The 14907-nt window shown below is 65.2% G+C and carries 16 protein-coding genes; 8 read left to right on the top strand and 8 right to left on the bottom strand.

The genetic code is table 11. The features are described 5' to 3' along the window. Positions 1–8: 8 nt before the first annotated feature. Positions 9–800 (bottom strand): 23S rRNA (uridine(2552)-2'-O)-methyltransferase, encoded by a 792-nt coding sequence (locus tag HAH_RS00625; RefSeq protein WP_014039149.1) that lies wholly within the window; start codon positions 798–800, stop codon positions 9–11. 319 nt (positions 801–1119) lie between these two features. On the opposite strand from HAH_RS00625, the gene nirK reads away from it, so the two are divergent. The 4 genes from nirK to HAH_RS00600 all read left to right on the top strand — a co-directional run bounded on the left by nirK (position 1120) and on the right by HAH_RS00600 (position 4659). Then, positions 1120–2205, top strand: a complete 1086-nt coding sequence (gene nirK / locus HAH_RS00615) for a copper-containing nitrite reductase (protein WP_014039148.1) — start codon at positions 1120–1122, stop codon at positions 2203–2205. A 159-nt stretch (positions 2206–2364) separates the two neighbouring features. Next, positions 2365–3108: a DNA polymerase sliding clamp gene (locus tag HAH_RS00610; protein WP_004516027.1), complete on the top strand. Its 744-nt coding sequence runs from the start codon at positions 2365–2367 to the stop codon at positions 3106–3108. Positions 3109–3114: 6 nt separating this feature from the next. Beyond that, entirely contained in the window at positions 3115–4011 is an 897-nt protein-coding gene (locus tag HAH_RS00605; protein WP_014039147.1) for an alpha/beta fold hydrolase, read from the top strand. 36 nt (positions 4012–4047) lie between these two features. Continuing rightward, on the top strand, positions 4048–4659 hold the full coding sequence (locus HAH_RS00600; RefSeq protein ID WP_014039146.1) for a DUF7139 domain-containing protein: 612 nt from the start codon (positions 4048–4050) through the stop codon (positions 4657–4659). Between the two features lie 13 nt (positions 4660–4672). On the opposite strand, the gene HAH_RS00595 is transcribed toward HAH_RS00600, so the two are convergent. Continuing rightward, complete coding sequence (locus HAH_RS00595; protein WP_014039145.1) at positions 4673–5623, bottom strand: DUF4382 domain-containing protein; 951 nt, start codon at positions 5621–5623, stop codon at positions 4673–4675. A 192-nt stretch (positions 5624–5815) separates the two neighbouring features. On the opposite strand from HAH_RS00595, the gene hjc reads away from it, so the two are divergent. Then, on the top strand, positions 5816–6334 hold the full coding sequence (gene hjc / locus HAH_RS00590) for a Holliday junction resolvase Hjc (RefSeq protein WP_014039144.1): 519 nt from the start codon (positions 5816–5818) through the stop codon (positions 6332–6334). A gap of 18 nt (positions 6335–6352) precedes the next feature. Here hjc and HAH_RS00585 read toward each other — a convergent pair whose 3' ends face one another. Further along, positions 6353–7000 (bottom strand): SWIM zinc finger family protein, encoded by a 648-nt coding sequence (locus HAH_RS00585; RefSeq protein WP_023843060.1) that lies wholly within the window; start codon positions 6998–7000, stop codon positions 6353–6355. 129 nt (positions 7001–7129) lie between these two features. Between HAH_RS00585 and HAH_RS00580 the strand changes: the two genes are divergently transcribed. Continuing rightward, positions 7130–7339, top strand: coding sequence for a DUF7472 family protein (locus tag HAH_RS00580; RefSeq protein WP_014039142.1), 210 nt, complete (start codon positions 7130–7132; stop codon positions 7337–7339). Here the strand turns inward: HAH_RS00580 and priL are convergent. Further along, complete coding sequence (priL, locus tag HAH_RS00575; RefSeq protein WP_014039141.1) at positions 7336–8409, bottom strand: DNA primase regulatory subunit PriL; 1074 nt, start codon at positions 8407–8409, stop codon at positions 7336–7338. The genes HAH_RS00580 and priL overlap by 4 nt on opposite strands. Before the next feature lie 291 nt (positions 8410–8700). Between priL and HAH_RS19790 the strand changes: the two genes are divergently transcribed. Then, entirely contained in the window at positions 8701–8853 is a 153-nt protein-coding gene (locus HAH_RS19790) for a hypothetical protein (RefSeq protein ID WP_008307040.1), read from the top strand. 105 nt (positions 8854–8958) lie between these two features. Here HAH_RS19790 and HAH_RS00570 read toward each other — a convergent pair whose 3' ends face one another. The 4 genes from HAH_RS00570 to HAH_RS00555 all read right to left on the bottom strand — a co-directional run bounded on the left by HAH_RS00570 (position 8959) and on the right by HAH_RS00555 (position 13514). Beyond that, a complete protein-coding gene (locus tag HAH_RS00570; protein ID WP_014039140.1) occupies positions 8959–9414 on the bottom strand; it encodes an acyltransferase in 456 nt (151 codons plus the stop codon). A 342-nt stretch (positions 9415–9756) separates the two neighbouring features. Beyond that, complete coding sequence (locus tag HAH_RS00565) at positions 9757–11034, bottom strand: adenosylhomocysteinase (RefSeq protein WP_023843059.1); 1278 nt, start codon at positions 11032–11034, stop codon at positions 9757–9759. Positions 11035–11078: 44 nt separating this feature from the next. Next, positions 11079–12077 (bottom strand): hypothetical protein, encoded by a 999-nt coding sequence (locus HAH_RS00560; RefSeq protein WP_014039138.1) that lies wholly within the window; start codon positions 12075–12077, stop codon positions 11079–11081. A gap of 138 nt (positions 12078–12215) precedes the next feature. Beyond that, positions 12216–13514 (bottom strand): amidohydrolase, encoded by a 1299-nt coding sequence (locus tag HAH_RS00555; protein WP_014039137.1) that lies wholly within the window; start codon positions 13512–13514, stop codon positions 12216–12218. Between the two features lie 214 nt (positions 13515–13728). Between HAH_RS00555 and HAH_RS00550 the strand changes: the two genes are divergently transcribed. After that, positions 13729–14871, top strand: a complete 1143-nt coding sequence (locus HAH_RS00550; protein ID WP_014039136.1) for an MFS transporter — start codon at positions 13729–13731, stop codon at positions 14869–14871. Positions 14872–14907 lie beyond the last annotated feature (36 nt).

Here is a 14907-nt window from a genome sequence, read left to right as displayed (position 1 = left end):
CCAGCGGCTCACTCGACCGGTTCGGCGAACGCGTACCGGGGCTTCACGTCGTCGATGCGGACCTCGACGGTCTCACCCGCTTCGACGCCGCTGACGAACACAGTGAAGTTCTCGACTTTAGCGATACCGTCACCCTCCTCGCCGATGTCGTCGATAGTGACTTCGACGATGTCACCCTCGCGGACCGGCCCGGTCAGGCGGTGTTTCGCAACCAGATACAGCTCCGAGGAGGAGTCACGGGAGGCGTCGGGGCGGACCTCACGGACGTACTCGAACTCCGGTTCGATATCGGCGATGAGGTCGTCGAGGTCCTGTCCGTCGAACACCTTCGCACAGAAGTCCCCGCCCGCGTCGAGCAGGTCCGTCGCGACCTCGAAGGCCTGCCGGACCAGGTGGACCGACCGGGCGTGGTCGAGGTCGTACTGGCCGGTCATATTCGGGGCCATGTCGGAGATGACCACATCGACCGGGCCGCCGCTGCCGTCGCTCTCCCCGACAATTTCGCGGATTTCGTCTTTCGTGCTGTCCTCGGTCATGTCGCCGCGGACGTACTCGACGGTCGGTTCGGGGTCCTCCAGCTCGTCGATGGTCTGGCGGTCGACGCCGACCAGCGTCCCGCGCTCGCCGATCCGCTCGGCCGCGACCTGCATCCACCCGCCGGGGGCAGCGCCGAGGTCCACGACGGTCCGCCCCTCGCCCAGCAAGCCGGCCGTGTCGTCTAGCTGCTGGAGCTTGTAGGCCGACCGCGCGCGGTACCCCTCCTGCTTCGCTCTGTTGTAGTAGTCGTCTTTGCCCGACATGGTTACCACACACCGCGCTGTGACACGTTTTGAGCGCCGAAATGCGGCGAAATCGCAGTCATAGTAGTGGGAAGGCGGTCAGCGCTGAAATGGATGCCGACTCGAAGTTTCCGGCCGAGCCACGGCACGACAGTCGCCAGTCGATTGCCGCACCGACAATCAGGGCAAGCGCCAAGGACGTGACTACGTGCTTTACCATCAAGCCGAACACGTTCAGAGCCATTCTTACCGCGCAAGAACGCGTCTCAGCGGCTGAGATTTGCCGTCCCCATATATACAGGTCACGCGCTGAGTCCTATCTGTAGGAAGTGACCTCCCAATGTCAACCATTCCGACGGCGACGCGGAGGCGGGTGTTAGAAGCCCTGGGCGTCGGCACGGCCGCGCTTGCGGGCTGTGCCAGCGCACCGGGCGCAAAAGAGCAACCGACCGAGGCGAAGACGACCCCACAGGAGCCAGCTATGAACGCCGCACAACAGACTGACGTCGACCGTATTGCCGCGGACCCGACCGCAATCCCGGACCCAATCGACCGGTCGGAGCCAAAGACCGTGTCGGTCGAGATGACCACCAAAGAGCAGGTCGCAGAGATTGAGCCGGGCGTCACCTACACGTACATGACCTTCGGCGACCAGATTCCCGGCCCGATGATCCGAGTCCGCCGTGGCGACACCGTCGAACTCACCATCACGAACGAGGAGGGGAACTCGATGCCCCACAACATCGACCTCCACGCGGTCCGCGGCCCCGGTGGCGGTGCTGAGGCGTCGATGGTCACGCCGGGCCAGACCAAGACGTTCCGGTTCAAGGCCACCTACCCCGGCGCGTTCATCTACCACTGCGCCGTCCCGAACCTCGATATGCACATCTCCTCGGGGATGTTCGGGATGATACTCGTTGAGCCGAAAGAGGGGCTGCCCAAAGTGGACCACGAGTTCTACTTCGGCCAGCACGAACTGTACACCACCGGCGACACCGGCGAGAAGGGGCACCACGACTTCGACATGGAGGCGATGGCGGCCGAAGAGCCGACGTACGTCCTGATGAACGGCGAGAAGTACGCAATCACGCCGGACGTTCACGGCGCGCCCAGCATGCAGGTGGGTGAGACAGCCCGGGTGTACTTCGTGACCGGCGGTCCGAACCTCGACTCCAGTTTCCACCCCATCGGCTCCGTCTGGGACGAGGTCTGGCAGCAGGGCTCTATCGCTGGGCCGCCGAACAAGTACGTCCAGACCACGCCGGTCAAGCCGGGGTCCTGTGCCATCGCGACCCTCCACGCCGAGGTGCCTGGACCCATCAAACTGGTCGACCACGCGCTCTCCCGGGTCGCCCGCAAGGGCATGATGGCTGTCATCAACCGTGAAGGGGCGGCAAACCCCGACGTGTTCGAACCGGAGGTCTGACCGCTTCGCCGGAGTAACGCTCCGCACTGCCGCTTCGCGTTCGGCCCGATTACTCGATAACCGGTGTCGCTCGTAACCGCTGGCCCGTCCTCGGTCGCTCGCGCGCACGCGGTTTCAATGAGGGACTTTTTAATGGATGGGGGCATAGTCCGGTTCAAGATGTTCAACGCCATCGTGAGCGCAGACACGCTCCAGGCGACTCTCGACTCTGTGAGCGTGCTGGTGGACGAGTGCAAGATCCACCTCGAAGAAGACGGGCTGGAAATCCGGGCAGTCGACCCGGCAAACGTTGGAATGGTCGACCTGCGACTCGACGCGGCGGCGTTCGAGTCCTACGAGACTGATGGTGGGCTCATCGGCGTCAACCTCTCCCGCCTCGAAGACATCGCCGGCATGGCCGACGCCGGCCAGCTCGTCCACCTCGACCTGGACGAGGAGACCCGAAAGCTCCACATCTCTATCGACGGCCTGGAATACACCCTCGCCCTTATCGACCCCGACTCCATCCGTCAGGAGCCCGACCTCCCGGACCTGGACCTCTCGGCGAACATCGTCATCGAGGGCAAGGATATCGACCGGTCGGTCACCGCCGCGGACATGGTCAGCGACCACATCGCGCTGGGCGTCGACGCGACAGAGGAACTGTTCTACGTCGACGCCGAGGGCGACACCGACGACGTCCACCTCGAACTCACCCGCGACGACCTCATCGACCTCACTCCCGGGGACGCCCACTCGCTGTTCTCGCTGGATTACCTGAAGAACATGAACAAGGCCATCCCGAAGGACGCCGAGGTCGAGATGGAACTCGGCGAGGAGTTCCCGGTCAAGATGCACTTCAGCTTCGCCGAGGGGCAGGGCCGAGTCACGTACATGCTCGCACCGCGCATCCAGAGCGAATAACGACGGATGGGGTCCGCGCCGCCGATCCCGGCCACCGACTGGCTGCCCGAGGACTCCGAGACGGAGTCGATCTCACTCTCTGACGGTCGGCGGCTGGCCTACGCCACCTACGGTGACGCCGACGGCTATCCGGTCCTTTTCTGTCACGGTACCCCCGGATCACACGTCGCCGCACGGCTGCTCGCCGCGCCGGCTCGCGAACGCGGCATCAACCTCATCGCTCCGGACCGGCCGGGCATCGGGAACTCCGAAGACGCAGCTATTACGTTCGAGGACTGGCCGGACGACGCCGCGAACCTCCTGTCCCATCTCGATGTCGACGCGGCTGGTGCCGTCGGCTTCTCCGGCGGCGGCGCGTTCGCGCTGGCCTGTCACCGACTGCCCGAGATAGAGCGAATCGCGCTCCTGGGCAGCAGCGGCCCACCGTCAATCGGTTCGACGGGGCGCGTCCAGCAGTTCGTGGGGGCGCTGTCCCGACACGCTCCGTGGGCGCTCGGGCGACTCTTCCGGCTGCAACGATGGTTCGCCCTCCGCCGGGATCCGTCCTACGCTGTCGGGTTCGTTGCCGAGGAGACACCGGAAACAGACGCCCTGGCAGCCGAGGAGGTGGCTCGGGTCGTCCGTGCGGATATGCTCACGTCGATGGCACGCGGTCCAAGCGGGATCATCCGCGAGCAGCGACTCCTCTCACAGCCATGGCCGTTTGCCCTCGAAGACATTTCAGTGCCGGTTACTGTGTTTCAGGGACGAAACGACGCCAACGTCGCCCCGTCGACGGGGAACGCCCTCGCACAGCGGCTTCCGGACGCTTCGTTTGAATCGGTCGACAGCGACCATCTCGGTACGTTGACAGCTGCTGGCGACGGCGCGCTGGCCGCCGTACAGCGTCGCACACGCGTCTGACGTACCGTTTTGTGGGTCGGGTGCCAACGGGCCGGTATGGAGAATCTCGGGGACGCGTACAACGACCGGCGCTGGGAGGGACGCGATCCCCGCCGCGTCGTTGCCGGTGCGACCCTGGGGTTCGTCGGCGCGCTGGCGGTGGTCGTGGCGATACTTCTGGTGACGACGCCGCTGTCGGCAGTCGTCGGCGCAACTGCACCCCACGCCGCCGAGAAACTCGGCGGGACGCTGGGTGGGCTGGGAATCCCCGCAATGTTCCTGAGTGTCGTCGCCGTGCTCCCCTCGAGCCGCCGGGAACAGAGCGGTGTCACCGTCGGCGCATTCCTCTGTCTGGTCGGCGTCGGGCTGTTTCAGGTAGCATATCCCTACAACTGGACGGTGGGCGGACAGACGCTGGCGTTCGAAACGACGATGGCGTACTTCATCGGGACGTGCGTGGCGTTCTGGTTCGTCTTCACGGCGATGGCGAGCTTCCGGCGACGGAACAACCCACACGGCACCGTGAAACTGGAAATTTCGCACAAAGGCGAGACCAAGACTGTCCAGGTGTCTCCCAAAGAATACAAACGCTACACGCAGGCGGTTCGCGGCGACGGCGGGACGACCGACGAGGTCATTCAGGAACTGGAGTCCCGAATCGAAGACTAAGCGTAGCTGAGCGTTACTCGGCGGCCGTCGTTTCGTTGCCGCGCTGGTCCGACTCCGTCATCGAGTCGCGATCCGTTTCCTCGGTTTCCGTCGTCTCGACTTCGGTCTCCTCGTCGTCATCGTCATTGTCGTCGGCATCTGTACCTTCGCCGACTTCCTCCACCTCAACGTCCTTGCCAGCGACGCCGCTCTCCGAGATGACCGGTAGGAGGTTGTAGCCGCCGTTGCCCTTCTTGACGACGTTGATGTCGAAGACGAAGTCGACCGATTCGCCGGCGACGACTTCGAACGGCTTGGTGAGCTGGAGCTTCTCGCTCGGGATCTTCACGTCGACCGACGCCCCGTCGACGACCCCGTCGACGGATTCGGCGTACAGTTCGATCTTGCTGTAGCGGCCCGCTTCGAGTTCGCCGTCGAGGACGCCGATGGCCTTGTCGCCGACGACCTCGGTGAGGTCGACGGTCGCGCCGTCGAGGTCGCGGACGACGAAGCCGTTGTTGTCGTCGCCCTCCTCGTCTTCCGTCTCATCTTCGTCGGCTTCGTCCTCCGGCTGGTCTACGTCGTCCATCTCCGCCGTCTCGGTCGGTTCGGCCGTTGCAGTCTCGTTTGTCTCTGTCGCCTCCGTCGTGGCAGTTTCGTTCGTCTCGGTTGCCCCGGCCGACTCCGTGGCTTCGGTCTCACTCCCTGTATCCTCCCCGCCTGCATGGAAGATGCGGGCCCGTGAAAAGGACACGTCGAGCGAGTCGAAGTCGCCGATAGCCGCGGGCTGGTCGCTGATCAGCAGCCGGAACGTCCCAACGGTTCCGCCGTCGTCCGTCATCGCGTCCTCGTCGGTGGAGCCGCCGTCACTGGTTCCGTCACCGCTGGTCCCGTCAGACCCGCCGGAGTCGCTCGACCCGGAACAGCCGGCGAGGAGACCGACCCCGACGCCCGCGCCCGTGGCGATGAATCGTCGTCGTCTCATTGGCGTCGCTCCCCGTTCTGCGCCGCTATCATTACTGTCTCTGCTGTTGCGAACGAAATCATTCCATGACGTGGGATGGGACTGGTGCGTATATGCCCCGCGATAGGTCAAATCGATGTACGGCCCTTTGAACGGAATGAACGGTCTGGCCGTATCTGAACGGTTTTACCCCCGTCGCTCCACGTCCTGATAATGGCAAACTCGAACGCGAAGGGCGACCGCCGCGAGCGCGAACTGGTCAACGCACTCGACGAGGCGGGCTTTGCGGTGATGCGCGCGCCGGCCAGCGGCAGCGCGACCGAGCGGGAACTGCCGGACGTGCTCTCGGGCGACGGCGAGACGTTCTACGCTATCGAGGCGAAATCCAGCGCCGGCGACCCCATCTATCTCACCGGCGAGGAGGTCGAGGCGCTACTGTTTTTCGCCCGGAACTTCGGCGCGAAGCCGCGTATCGGCGTCCGGTTCGACCGCGAGGACTGGTACTTCTTCCACCCGGCGGACCTCCACACGACCGACGGCGGCAACTACCGCGTCAAGAAGGAGAAGGCCCTCTCCGACGGGACTGACTTCGACGAGTTCGTGGGTAACTCCGAGAAGGTCACGCTGGACGAGGTGGGCGACGACGGCCCCGACCAGAGCGTGCTGGACGTGCTGTCGGCCTTCGAGCGCGGCGACCTCGACAAGGAAGAAGCTGCGGCGATGCTGGAGTAGCGGTTCGCAGGCGTTCGATTACTGGGTCTCACTGCCGATGAGTTCGGCGTCCTCGACGCGGCGGAGCCGCGACAGGGGAAAGGCGTACTCTCGCGGGTCGGTCGCGCGGACAGCGTCCGAGAGATACGTCACCAGCACAACGAGGTCGTCGGATGGGTAGCCATCGTTGGTGTCGTAGTCGGCGACTGTCTCGCCCGTTGCCTCGATGGTCCAGTCGTCGGCCGACGTGTCGGTGACGGCCGTCACGACGAGTCTGTCGCCCGTCTCGCGGTCCCGCACGATGTCGCCGGTCTCCAGTCGGCAGTGCCCACAGAGATGCGGCGCCTGTGCGTCCGCGGCGACGAAGGTGACGGTACCACAGGCGTCACAGGTCGCCCGTTCCTTCCCGGGCGGCGCGATCCGCTTGGCAGTGATTTCGATGGCGACGCGCCGGAGGTGTTTGCAGTGCTCGCCGCGGATGCGGTTGTCGGGACAGGTACAGGAGTGCTGTGCGACGTCGACGAGGTACGTGCTTTCGCTCTCCGTCGTCACAGCGTACGTACTGCCCGCTCGCGGGCGCACGGCCATGCGCTCGGTCCAGGCGCGGGCTGCCCGGTCCGGGAGGGAACGGAGGTCCGGTGCAAGTGCGGTACTGTGCCGGTCAGCGGAAGGCTCGATAAGCGTCATAGGTGCGGACGCGGCTGTATTTTCCAATGCGTCCAGTTGAAACGTAGGTGCTACACGGTCCTAAATGGCTCGGCCAGCGGGCTCCGGCGCTTCGATACCCTTTTTGCCGGCCCTGTGAAACCGCAGAGCATGGATATCGAGCGGGAGACGCTCCTGCAAATCGTCATCTCGGCGGTCGCCGTCGTGCTGTTCGTCGGCGCAACTATCACCGCCTCACAGATGTATCTGGACGGGTCAACCGTAGAGGCGACGGGCGGCTACGCGCTCATCGGCGCAATCGGCCTCTTCGTCGTGTTTATGACCGCTGCCGGCCTCTGGCTCGAACGCCAGCAGTTCTAGGCGTCGGCCTCTTCGTCGCCCTCGTCCTCGCGCCAGTCGACCAGTTCCTCCTCGTCGGTGTCGTCTATCTTCTGCTCGTAGTAGCCCATCGGGTGGGAAATCGTCTCACAGAGGTCGTCCATGTTGACACAGTCGCCGTAGGACTGCATGGTCGAACACGCCGGCGTCGAGTACTCCGTCGGGCTGGTCTCCCCGCGGATGTGGTCAACCTGATACCGGGTCGCCTCCTCGCCGAAGCCGGGGTTGACCTGGAACAGGTCGACGATTTCGTCCGTCGTCATCCCGATGCCGATGAGGAAAGTCGCGATAGCAAACCGGGAGTGGTGTTCGAGATGTTCGCCCTTCTGCACCCGGTCGAGGAGGGACTTCATGCAGGGCGGGAACAGTTCCGGGACAACGGTGTCGATTTCGCGGGTGAGTTCCAGTTCCGAGAGCACTTCCTCTAAGCGGTCGACTTCCTCTGTTAGCTCATCGGCGATAGCGTCGGGGACGGTGAACGGCAGGCCGTCAGTGACCCGATGGCGGATGGCCTGTTTCAGGAGGACGTTCAGTTCCTCGGCGGTGACCCTGACCTCGCCGTCGGCCAGTGGCCGATTGACCAGCCGCCAGGAATCGCCCCGCTGGTCGGCCGCCAGGTCGAGATACGCGCCGACCTCGACGCGGTAGCCGTCACCAGTGTCGCTGACGGCGCTCGCGAGGTCGAACTCCGCGAGGAGTTCCGTGCGGTCCAGCGTCTCGCGCTGGGTCGATTTCAGTTCCGTCGTCGTCGCGAACTCCTCTGTGAACCGGTCGTAGGCCGCCTCGGCCTCCGCCTGGGCGTACTTCCGGGTGCAGATGTGCACGTCGACGAGCGACACCAGCACGCGGGCGACCGGGTACGACAGCAGTTCGACGCGGGTCCGCCGTGGTTCCCCGACAGTGCCGTCCGTGATTGCTGATTCGACCCGCTCCAGCGCGCGCGCCGTGACCGTCTCGTCAGTGGCGACGATCTCGCCCAAGTCCACCGCCGCGGCTTCGACGGCCTCCCGCGACCGCGCCAGAAAGGGGTAGCGTGCGTGGAGCGGTTCCATTGCCACCACCTTTCGGATGGGAGTGAATAAAATTGCCGTCACCGGGACGGTCGGTGTCGGATTCCCGACATCCGTTGCGAGAGTCAGTGTGGCGATATTGCGAGGCTATACATATAGTCCCAGGCGGGCGGCGGGTGAATACAGCTAGTAGACAAGCCGATACCTGCCAACCCCTACCAACAAAGTGTGGTAAGGACGCGGGTCGGCGACTGCACACGGTTCGGTCGGGGAACCGGACCAGTGCAGTCATGCCCGACGAGGGAACTGCCAGACGAGACACGGAGCACATCGATGACGCACGAGCACGATACCGATTCACAAGAGAGCATCAGAGCGACATTCGAAGAGTACGACGTCGGCGTGGACACGGTCGCCCACATCGGCGACCCCGAAAACCCGTCTGCGTGGATTCAGTCGACGGTCTTCGTCGACGTAACCGAGTAGGGCTAGTCGACGGTCTATCGGCGACACCAGCGGAGCGAGCGGTTTTACTGTCCGTCTCCCGGGACGGTCCGCTGGGACGTGGAAACCGGGGTGCTGTGCCAACGCTCAGAGGGAGCGCTGTACCGTCTCCGTGGCGCTCCGGACCACGGTCTCGGCTGGGACGTCTTCGGTGACGGTGGTTCCGGCACCGACGACGGCGTTTTCGCCGACCGTGACGCCCGGAAGGATCACCGCGCCAGCGCCGACGAAAGCCCCGTTCTCGATGACTATCTCGTCGAACGTGTCGTTCTGAAACTCCATGCCTGCGTCGGTGAGGTCGTGGGTTACGCCGACGATGGAGGCGTTGGGCCCGACCTGGACGGACTCGCCAAGCGTCGCGTTCTCGACGTAGGCGTTCGCGTTGATATCGGTCGGTCCATGGATAGTCGCCTTCTTGATCGAGGCCCCTTCGTAAATCTGGACGCCGTCGCCGATGTCGGCGTCGTGGATCGTCACGTATTCGCGAATCTCGACGGTGCCCAGCGTCGCGTTCTCGACCTGGGCGGTCTCGTGGACAGCCATATGCGGATGTCAGCGCCGACCGTAATCATCGTGGCGGCGGCCAGTGTCGGAACTGGAGATGGTGCGCAGCTCAAAAAAGTCGCCAGTGGTCGGCGCTCTGGAAGGGGTGCCGCCGCTCGACTGAAAGGCGGTCTTCGCTTCGTTCGGAGCGCCCGAAGCCCTCGCGGGTCACTGCGTTCCCCGCACGGGTATTCGAGGCCTCCCGCTGGTCGGTCTCGCTATGTCTCACGGCTCCGCCGCTCGACTGAAAGACGGTCTTCACTCCGCTCAGACCGCCCTACGTCTCGCGGGTCACTGCGTTCCCCGCTGCGCGTTCCGGCGGCCTCCTTTCAGTCGGCCGCCCTACGTCCCGTGCTGCCAGGAATCCATATACTCGGCCTGGGTGTCAGTCAGCGAGTCGAAGTCGACACCCTCAGCGTCGAGCTTGATCTCCGCGACTTCCTTGTCGAGCCGGTCCGGGACGGCGTGGACACCGGCCTCGTAGTCGTCGCCGTTCTCGACCAGTTCGCGGACACAGACGGCCTGCACGCCGAAGCTCTGATCCATTACCTCGACGGGGTGCCCGAGTGCGATGGGCGTCGCGAGATTGACCAGCCGGCCCTCGGCCAGCACGTTCAGGCGGCGGCCGTCGGCCATCTCGTAGGTCTGGACGCCGTCGCGGGCCTCGTAGGTGTCGGCGGCGAGGTCCGACAGCGCGTCGAGGTCGACCTCTACGTCGAAGTGGCCGGCGTTGGCGAGCAGGACGCCGTCCTGCATCGCCTCGAAGTGCTCCTCAACGATGACATCGCGGTTGCCGGTGGTCGTGATGAACACGTCGCCCTCGGCGGCGGCCTCGGCCATCGGCTTCACGTCGTAGCCCTCCATGTGGGCTTCGAGCGCACGGCGGGGCTCGACCTCGGTCACAATCACGTCGGCGTTCTGACCGCTGGCTTTCTTTGCGACACCTTTGCCGCAGTCACCGTACCCGGAGACGACGACGGTCTTGCCGGCCCACGAGAGATTCGTCGTCATCGCAATCGAGGCCAGCGAGGATTCGCCGGTGCCGTGGACGTTGTCGAACAGGCGCTTCATCGGCGTGTCGTTGACAGCGAACACAGGATAGTCGAGTTCGCCGTCATCGTCCATCGCGCGCAGTCGGTGGACGCCGGTCGTCGTCTCCTCTGCCCCACCGATGATAGTGTCGATGAGTTCCGGATAGTCCTCGTGGATGGCCGCGACGAGGTCCATTCCGTCGTCGACGGTGATGGTCGGCTTGTGGCCGATGACAGCCTCGATAGCCTCGTAGTACTCCTCGTCGTCGACGCCGCGCTCGGCGTAGGAAGTGATGCCGTCGACGGCGTCGAGTGCGGCACTCACGTCGTCGTGCGTCGAGAGCGGGTTACAGCCGGTGATGGCGACTTCCGCGCCACCGATTGCGAGGATTTCCGCGAGGACGGCGGTCTTGGCTTCGACGTGCATCGCCATGCCGATGCGTTCGCCGGCAAAGGGCTGGTCGGCCTCGAACTGCTCACGGAGCGCGCCGCAGATGGGCATATGCTGGATAGCCCAGTCCATCTTTCGGCGGCCGGAATCGCGAGCCTCGTCAAGGTCATCAAGTCGCTCCGAAATAGGCGTCGTCATGTCACAACAGAGGAAGAGAGTTCCTAAAACGCTACCGAAGCCGTTCAGTTACCGCGTTCGTCCGGCGGGCCGGCGTCGTCCGGTCGGCCGCGGTCGCCGTCGTCATCGTCGTCGCTATCGGTGTCGTCGTCAGCATCGTCGTCCTCGTCTTGCTCTTCTGACTCGTCTTGCTCTTCCGTCTCGTCTTCCGGTTCCTCGGTTTCGTTCTCGTCGTCTTCAGTTTCGTTCTCCACGTCGTCGTCATCGCGGTCCTCGGGTGGCCCAGCGTCTTCGGGCGGACCACGACGGTCGTCGTCCGTCTCGTTTTCGTCGTCCGTTTCATTCTCCGCGTCATCGCTGCCCGGACCGCGGTCTTCGGGCGGTCCGGCGTCCTCGGGCGGGCCGCGGCGGTCGTCTGTCTCGTTTTCAGTCTCGTTCTCGTCGTCACCGAAGATGTCGGCCGGCGGACCCTGTCGTTCGCTGGGGTGGGTCTCGTTGTCGTCGGACTCGTTCTCACCAGTGACGTGTGCGGGCGGGCCGGCGTGGTCCGGCGCGTTGCCGGGGTTGTTCGCCGTCACGAAACTGGCCACAGCCGGGCCGATACCACCGGTCCGGTTCTTGTCGCTCAACAGGTCGCTCACGTAGGCCGACACTTCGAGTCCGAAGGTGTCGAACTCGGTCACGTTGGTGGCGTTCGGCGCGACAGTCAGGTCCGCCGTCGTCGTCGCAGTGTGATTGTCGGCCGTCGCCGTCACGTCGACCGTCACGTTCTGCTCGGGGGCGGGCAGTCCAACCGTCCCGTTGCTGTCGGTCGTGTAGTTGCCGGTCCCAGCGTAGGAGGTGTTGTCAGCCGATTCCACGGCGACAGAGGCGTTCTCGACGCCCGTCTCGTTCTGTGTGACCGATACCGTCGCGCTGCCGTCGTCAGCCTGTGAGACACCGACCGCGAGGGTGTTCCCCGCGCCGGTGTTGCCGGCCGAGTCCGCAGCGGCCGCCAGACCCGGACCGACGGCCAGCAGGGCCAGTCCGACAGCGGCGTACAGTGCGAAGAGTTTGGTGCGCATCGTAGCCAATACGTTCGCCGAGAGCGCGATAAACACCCCCTCCCGTTCAACTCGTTCACGCCGTTCGCAGCATCGACAACACCGCCTGAAATATAGTTATACCGTTTAAAACCCGTTCTCAGCGTTTATTCCGCTCACTCAGTCACCGGCTCGTTCGACCAGCGCGGACGCGTGGTCGCTCGCTCGTTCGCGGACGGCCTGCTCGTCGAACACCTCGACCGTGCGGTCGCGCATGAGCACTTCGCCGTCACAGACCGTGTGGCGAACGTCGCTCCCGTGGACGGCGTAGGCCAGGTGCGAGACGAGGTCGTGGGCCGGCGTCAGGTGGGGAGCGTCGAGGTCGATGACGGCCAGGTCCGCGTTCGCGCCGGCTTCGAGACGGCCGCTGTCGAAGCCGAGCAGGTTTGCGCCGTTTTCCGTCGCCATTTCGACGACAGTGCCAGCGTCGACCGCGCTGGCGTCGTCGGCCGCGAGTTTACCTATCATCGCCGCGTCGCGCATCTCGTCGAACATATCGAGGTCGTTGTTTGAGGCCGCGCCGTCGGTTCCGATGCCGACGGTGACGCCGGCGTCCAGCAGGTCCTGCACGGGAGCCATCCCGCTGGCGAGTTTCATATTCGAGGCTGGACAGTGAGCGACGCCGGTACCAGTTTCGGCCAGCAGGTCGATCTCGCTGTCGTCGACGTGGACGCCGTGGGCCACGTAGGTGTCGCCGTCCAGCAGGCCGATGTCGTCGGCGTAGGCGAGCGGGCGCTGGTCGTGCTCGTCGACGATGGGTGTCACCTCATCGCGCGTCTCGTTGGCATGCAGGTGAATCGAGCGGTCATCGTCGAGGGCCTTCGGGACGTACTCGCGCAGGTATTCCTCACCGACGGTCGTCAGGGAGTGGGGCTGGAACGTCGTCCGGATACGGCCGTCGGCCGCGCCGTCGAGTTTCCGAGCCACGTCGAGACTCTCCTGCAGATCAGACCGCGCGGCCTCGTCATCCTTGCCGACGGTGACTGCAGTAAAGCCAAGCACTGCTCGCATCCCGGCCTGGTCGACTGCGTCCGCGATTTCCTCGACCTCGAAGTACATGTCCGATAGTGCTGTCGTCCCCGACCGGATCATCTCGACCAGCCCGAGTTCCGCGCCGGCGTGGATGTCCTCGGCGGTCAGTTCCGCCTCGACGGGCCAAATGTCCTCCTGCAGCCAGGCGTCGAGGGGCTTGTCGTCCGCGAGGCCGCGCAGCAGCGTCATGGCGACGTGGGTGTGGGCGTTGACCAGCCCGGGAATGACCAGGCCGTCGCTGGCGTCGAGTTCGTCGTCGCCGTCCAGTGTGCCCGGTTCGTCGACCGCCACGATATCGCCGCTGTCCTGTGAAACCAGTACGTCCGCACGCTCGACGGTCAGGTCCGGCCGGAGGACCTGCCCGCCGGTAACGAGGAGTTCACTCATGGCGGTGGCTTCGCAACCGCGGGTCTTAGTTCGCAGGGTCCACAGCGCCGCTGTGTGGCGTGTTGCCATATCCCTGGAACAGGCTGACCGCCGAGACGGTGCCTGTTCCGTAGGGGTCTTTCCCCTCCGGCGCGTTCGGAAGGCCAAGAACATGGCGACGGCAGAGCGCATCCGACAGCGGGTCAGCGCGATGCGGCACGGAAGCCCGGCCCGAATGCTGCTTGCCGTCGCTGCCGGCTGGTTCCTCGTCCTCGGGATGCGTTTCGTCGTGCCTGCGGTTCTGCCGACGATACGCGAGGAGTTCATCATCTCGAACACACAGGCGGGGCTCGCGGTCACGGTGCTCTGGCTCACGTACGCGGCGGTACAGTTTCCGGCCGGAGTTCTGATCGACCGGATCGGGGAGCGGACGCTGTTGGTGGCCGCGGCGTTGCTGTCCGGCGTCGGGCTGCTGGGCTACTTTTTCGCGCCGGTGTTCTCGCTGTTCCTCATCGCGACGGGCGCGTTCGGGCTCGGGACGGGACTGTACGGCCCCACCCGCGGGACCGCCCTCTCGCGGACGTTCGACGCCCGCGAGGGGACCGCCTTCGGTGTCGTGATGGCCGCCGGCTCTCTCGGAGCGGCCGCACTGCCCGCCGTCGCCGCGTTCGTCACGACCCGGTACGGCTGGCGGCTGGCGCTTGCCAGCGCCGCCCCGCTGTTCATGCTTGTCGCCGGCGCGCTCTGGCTCTCGGTGTCGGACCGTCCGACCAGCGAGTCCGAACGGAGCCTCCGTCGGGACCTCCGAACGGTCCTCGTCGGCTTTCGGGACCGCCGGCTCGTGCTGTCGGTTTCGGGCAAGACACTGATGTTGTTCGCCTTTCAGGCCGTGACAGCATTCCTCACCACGTATCTGGTCACGGTCCGGGGCCTCTCACAGGGAACCGCTGGGGCGCTTCTCTCGGTGCTGTTCGTCGGTGGCGCGCTCTCACAGACAGCCACCGGTCGGCTCGCCGACCGATACGGAACGCCCAGTGTCCTGACCGCTGTCGCGCTCGTCAGTACCGTTCCCCTCGTACTCATTCCGTCCGTCCACGGCGTCGTGCCGCTGGCCGTCGTCTCCGGCCTCATCGGGGTTCGGATGAGCGTCGGCCCACTGGCAAACGCCTACATCGTCGACACGCTGCCTGACGCCGCCGAAGGCACCGGCTGGGGCCTGCTCCGGACCGGCTTTTTCGGGATTAGTTCGCTGGGCTCGACCGCTGTCGGCCTGCTCGCCGACCAGAACCTGTTTGCGGTCGCGTTCTACGGTCTCGCCGGTCTGACGCTCCTGGCCGCGGCTACCTTCGTTGTCCTCCCACGCCGGGACCGCCTGTAACGGCTCCGCCCGCAGCTGGTCAGTCTGAGGGGAAAG

The organism is Haloarcula hispanica ATCC 33960 (genome assembly GCF_000223905.1).
Lineage (GTDB): Archaea > Halobacteriota > Halobacteria > Halobacteriales > Haloarculaceae > Haloarcula > Haloarcula hispanica.
This window is presented reverse-complemented; position numbering and strand designations above follow the sequence as displayed.

Excerpts from the sequence above, each read along its gene's own strand:
- HAH_RS00625 (WP_014039149.1), bottom strand. The coding sequence starts at position 800 with ATGTCGGGCAAAGACGACTACTACAACAGAGCGAAGCAGGAGGGGTAC.
- nirK (WP_014039148.1), top strand. The coding sequence starts at position 1,120 with ATGTCAACCATTCCGACGGCGACGCGGAGGCGGGTGTTAGAAGCCCTG.
- HAH_RS00610 (WP_004516027.1), top strand. The coding sequence starts at position 2,365 with ATGTTCAACGCCATCGTGAGCGCAGACACGCTCCAGGCGACTCTCGAC.
- HAH_RS00605 (WP_014039147.1), top strand. The coding sequence starts at position 3,115 with ATGGGGTCCGCGCCGCCGATCCCGGCCACCGACTGGCTGCCCGAGGAC.
- HAH_RS00600 (WP_014039146.1), top strand. The coding sequence starts at position 4,048 with ATGGAGAATCTCGGGGACGCGTACAACGACCGGCGCTGGGAGGGACGC.
- HAH_RS00595 (WP_014039145.1), bottom strand. The coding sequence starts at position 5,623 with ATGAGACGACGACGATTCATCGCCACGGGCGCGGGCGTCGGGGTCGGT.
- hjc (WP_014039144.1), top strand. The coding sequence starts at position 5,816 with ATGGCAAACTCGAACGCGAAGGGCGACCGCCGCGAGCGCGAACTGGTC.
- HAH_RS00585 (WP_023843060.1), bottom strand. The coding sequence starts at position 7,000 with ATGACGCTTATCGAGCCTTCCGCTGACCGGCACAGTACCGCACTTGCA.
- HAH_RS00580 (WP_014039142.1), top strand. The coding sequence starts at position 7,130 with ATGGATATCGAGCGGGAGACGCTCCTGCAAATCGTCATCTCGGCGGTC.
- priL (WP_014039141.1), bottom strand. The coding sequence starts at position 8,409 with ATGGAACCGCTCCACGCACGCTACCCCTTTCTGGCGCGGTCGCGGGAG.
- HAH_RS19790 (WP_008307040.1), top strand. The coding sequence starts at position 8,701 with ATGACGCACGAGCACGATACCGATTCACAAGAGAGCATCAGAGCGACA.
- HAH_RS00570 (WP_014039140.1), bottom strand. The coding sequence starts at position 9,414 with ATGGCTGTCCACGAGACCGCCCAGGTCGAGAACGCGACGCTGGGCACC.
- HAH_RS00565 (WP_023843059.1), bottom strand. The coding sequence starts at position 11,034 with ATGACGACGCCTATTTCGGAGCGACTTGATGACCTTGACGAGGCTCGC.
- HAH_RS00560 (WP_014039138.1), bottom strand. The coding sequence starts at position 12,077 with ATGCGCACCAAACTCTTCGCACTGTACGCCGCTGTCGGACTGGCCCTG.
- HAH_RS00555 (WP_014039137.1), bottom strand. The coding sequence starts at position 13,514 with ATGAGTGAACTCCTCGTTACCGGCGGGCAGGTCCTCCGGCCGGACCTG.
- HAH_RS00550 (WP_014039136.1), top strand. The coding sequence starts at position 13,729 with ATGCTGCTTGCCGTCGCTGCCGGCTGGTTCCTCGTCCTCGGGATGCGT.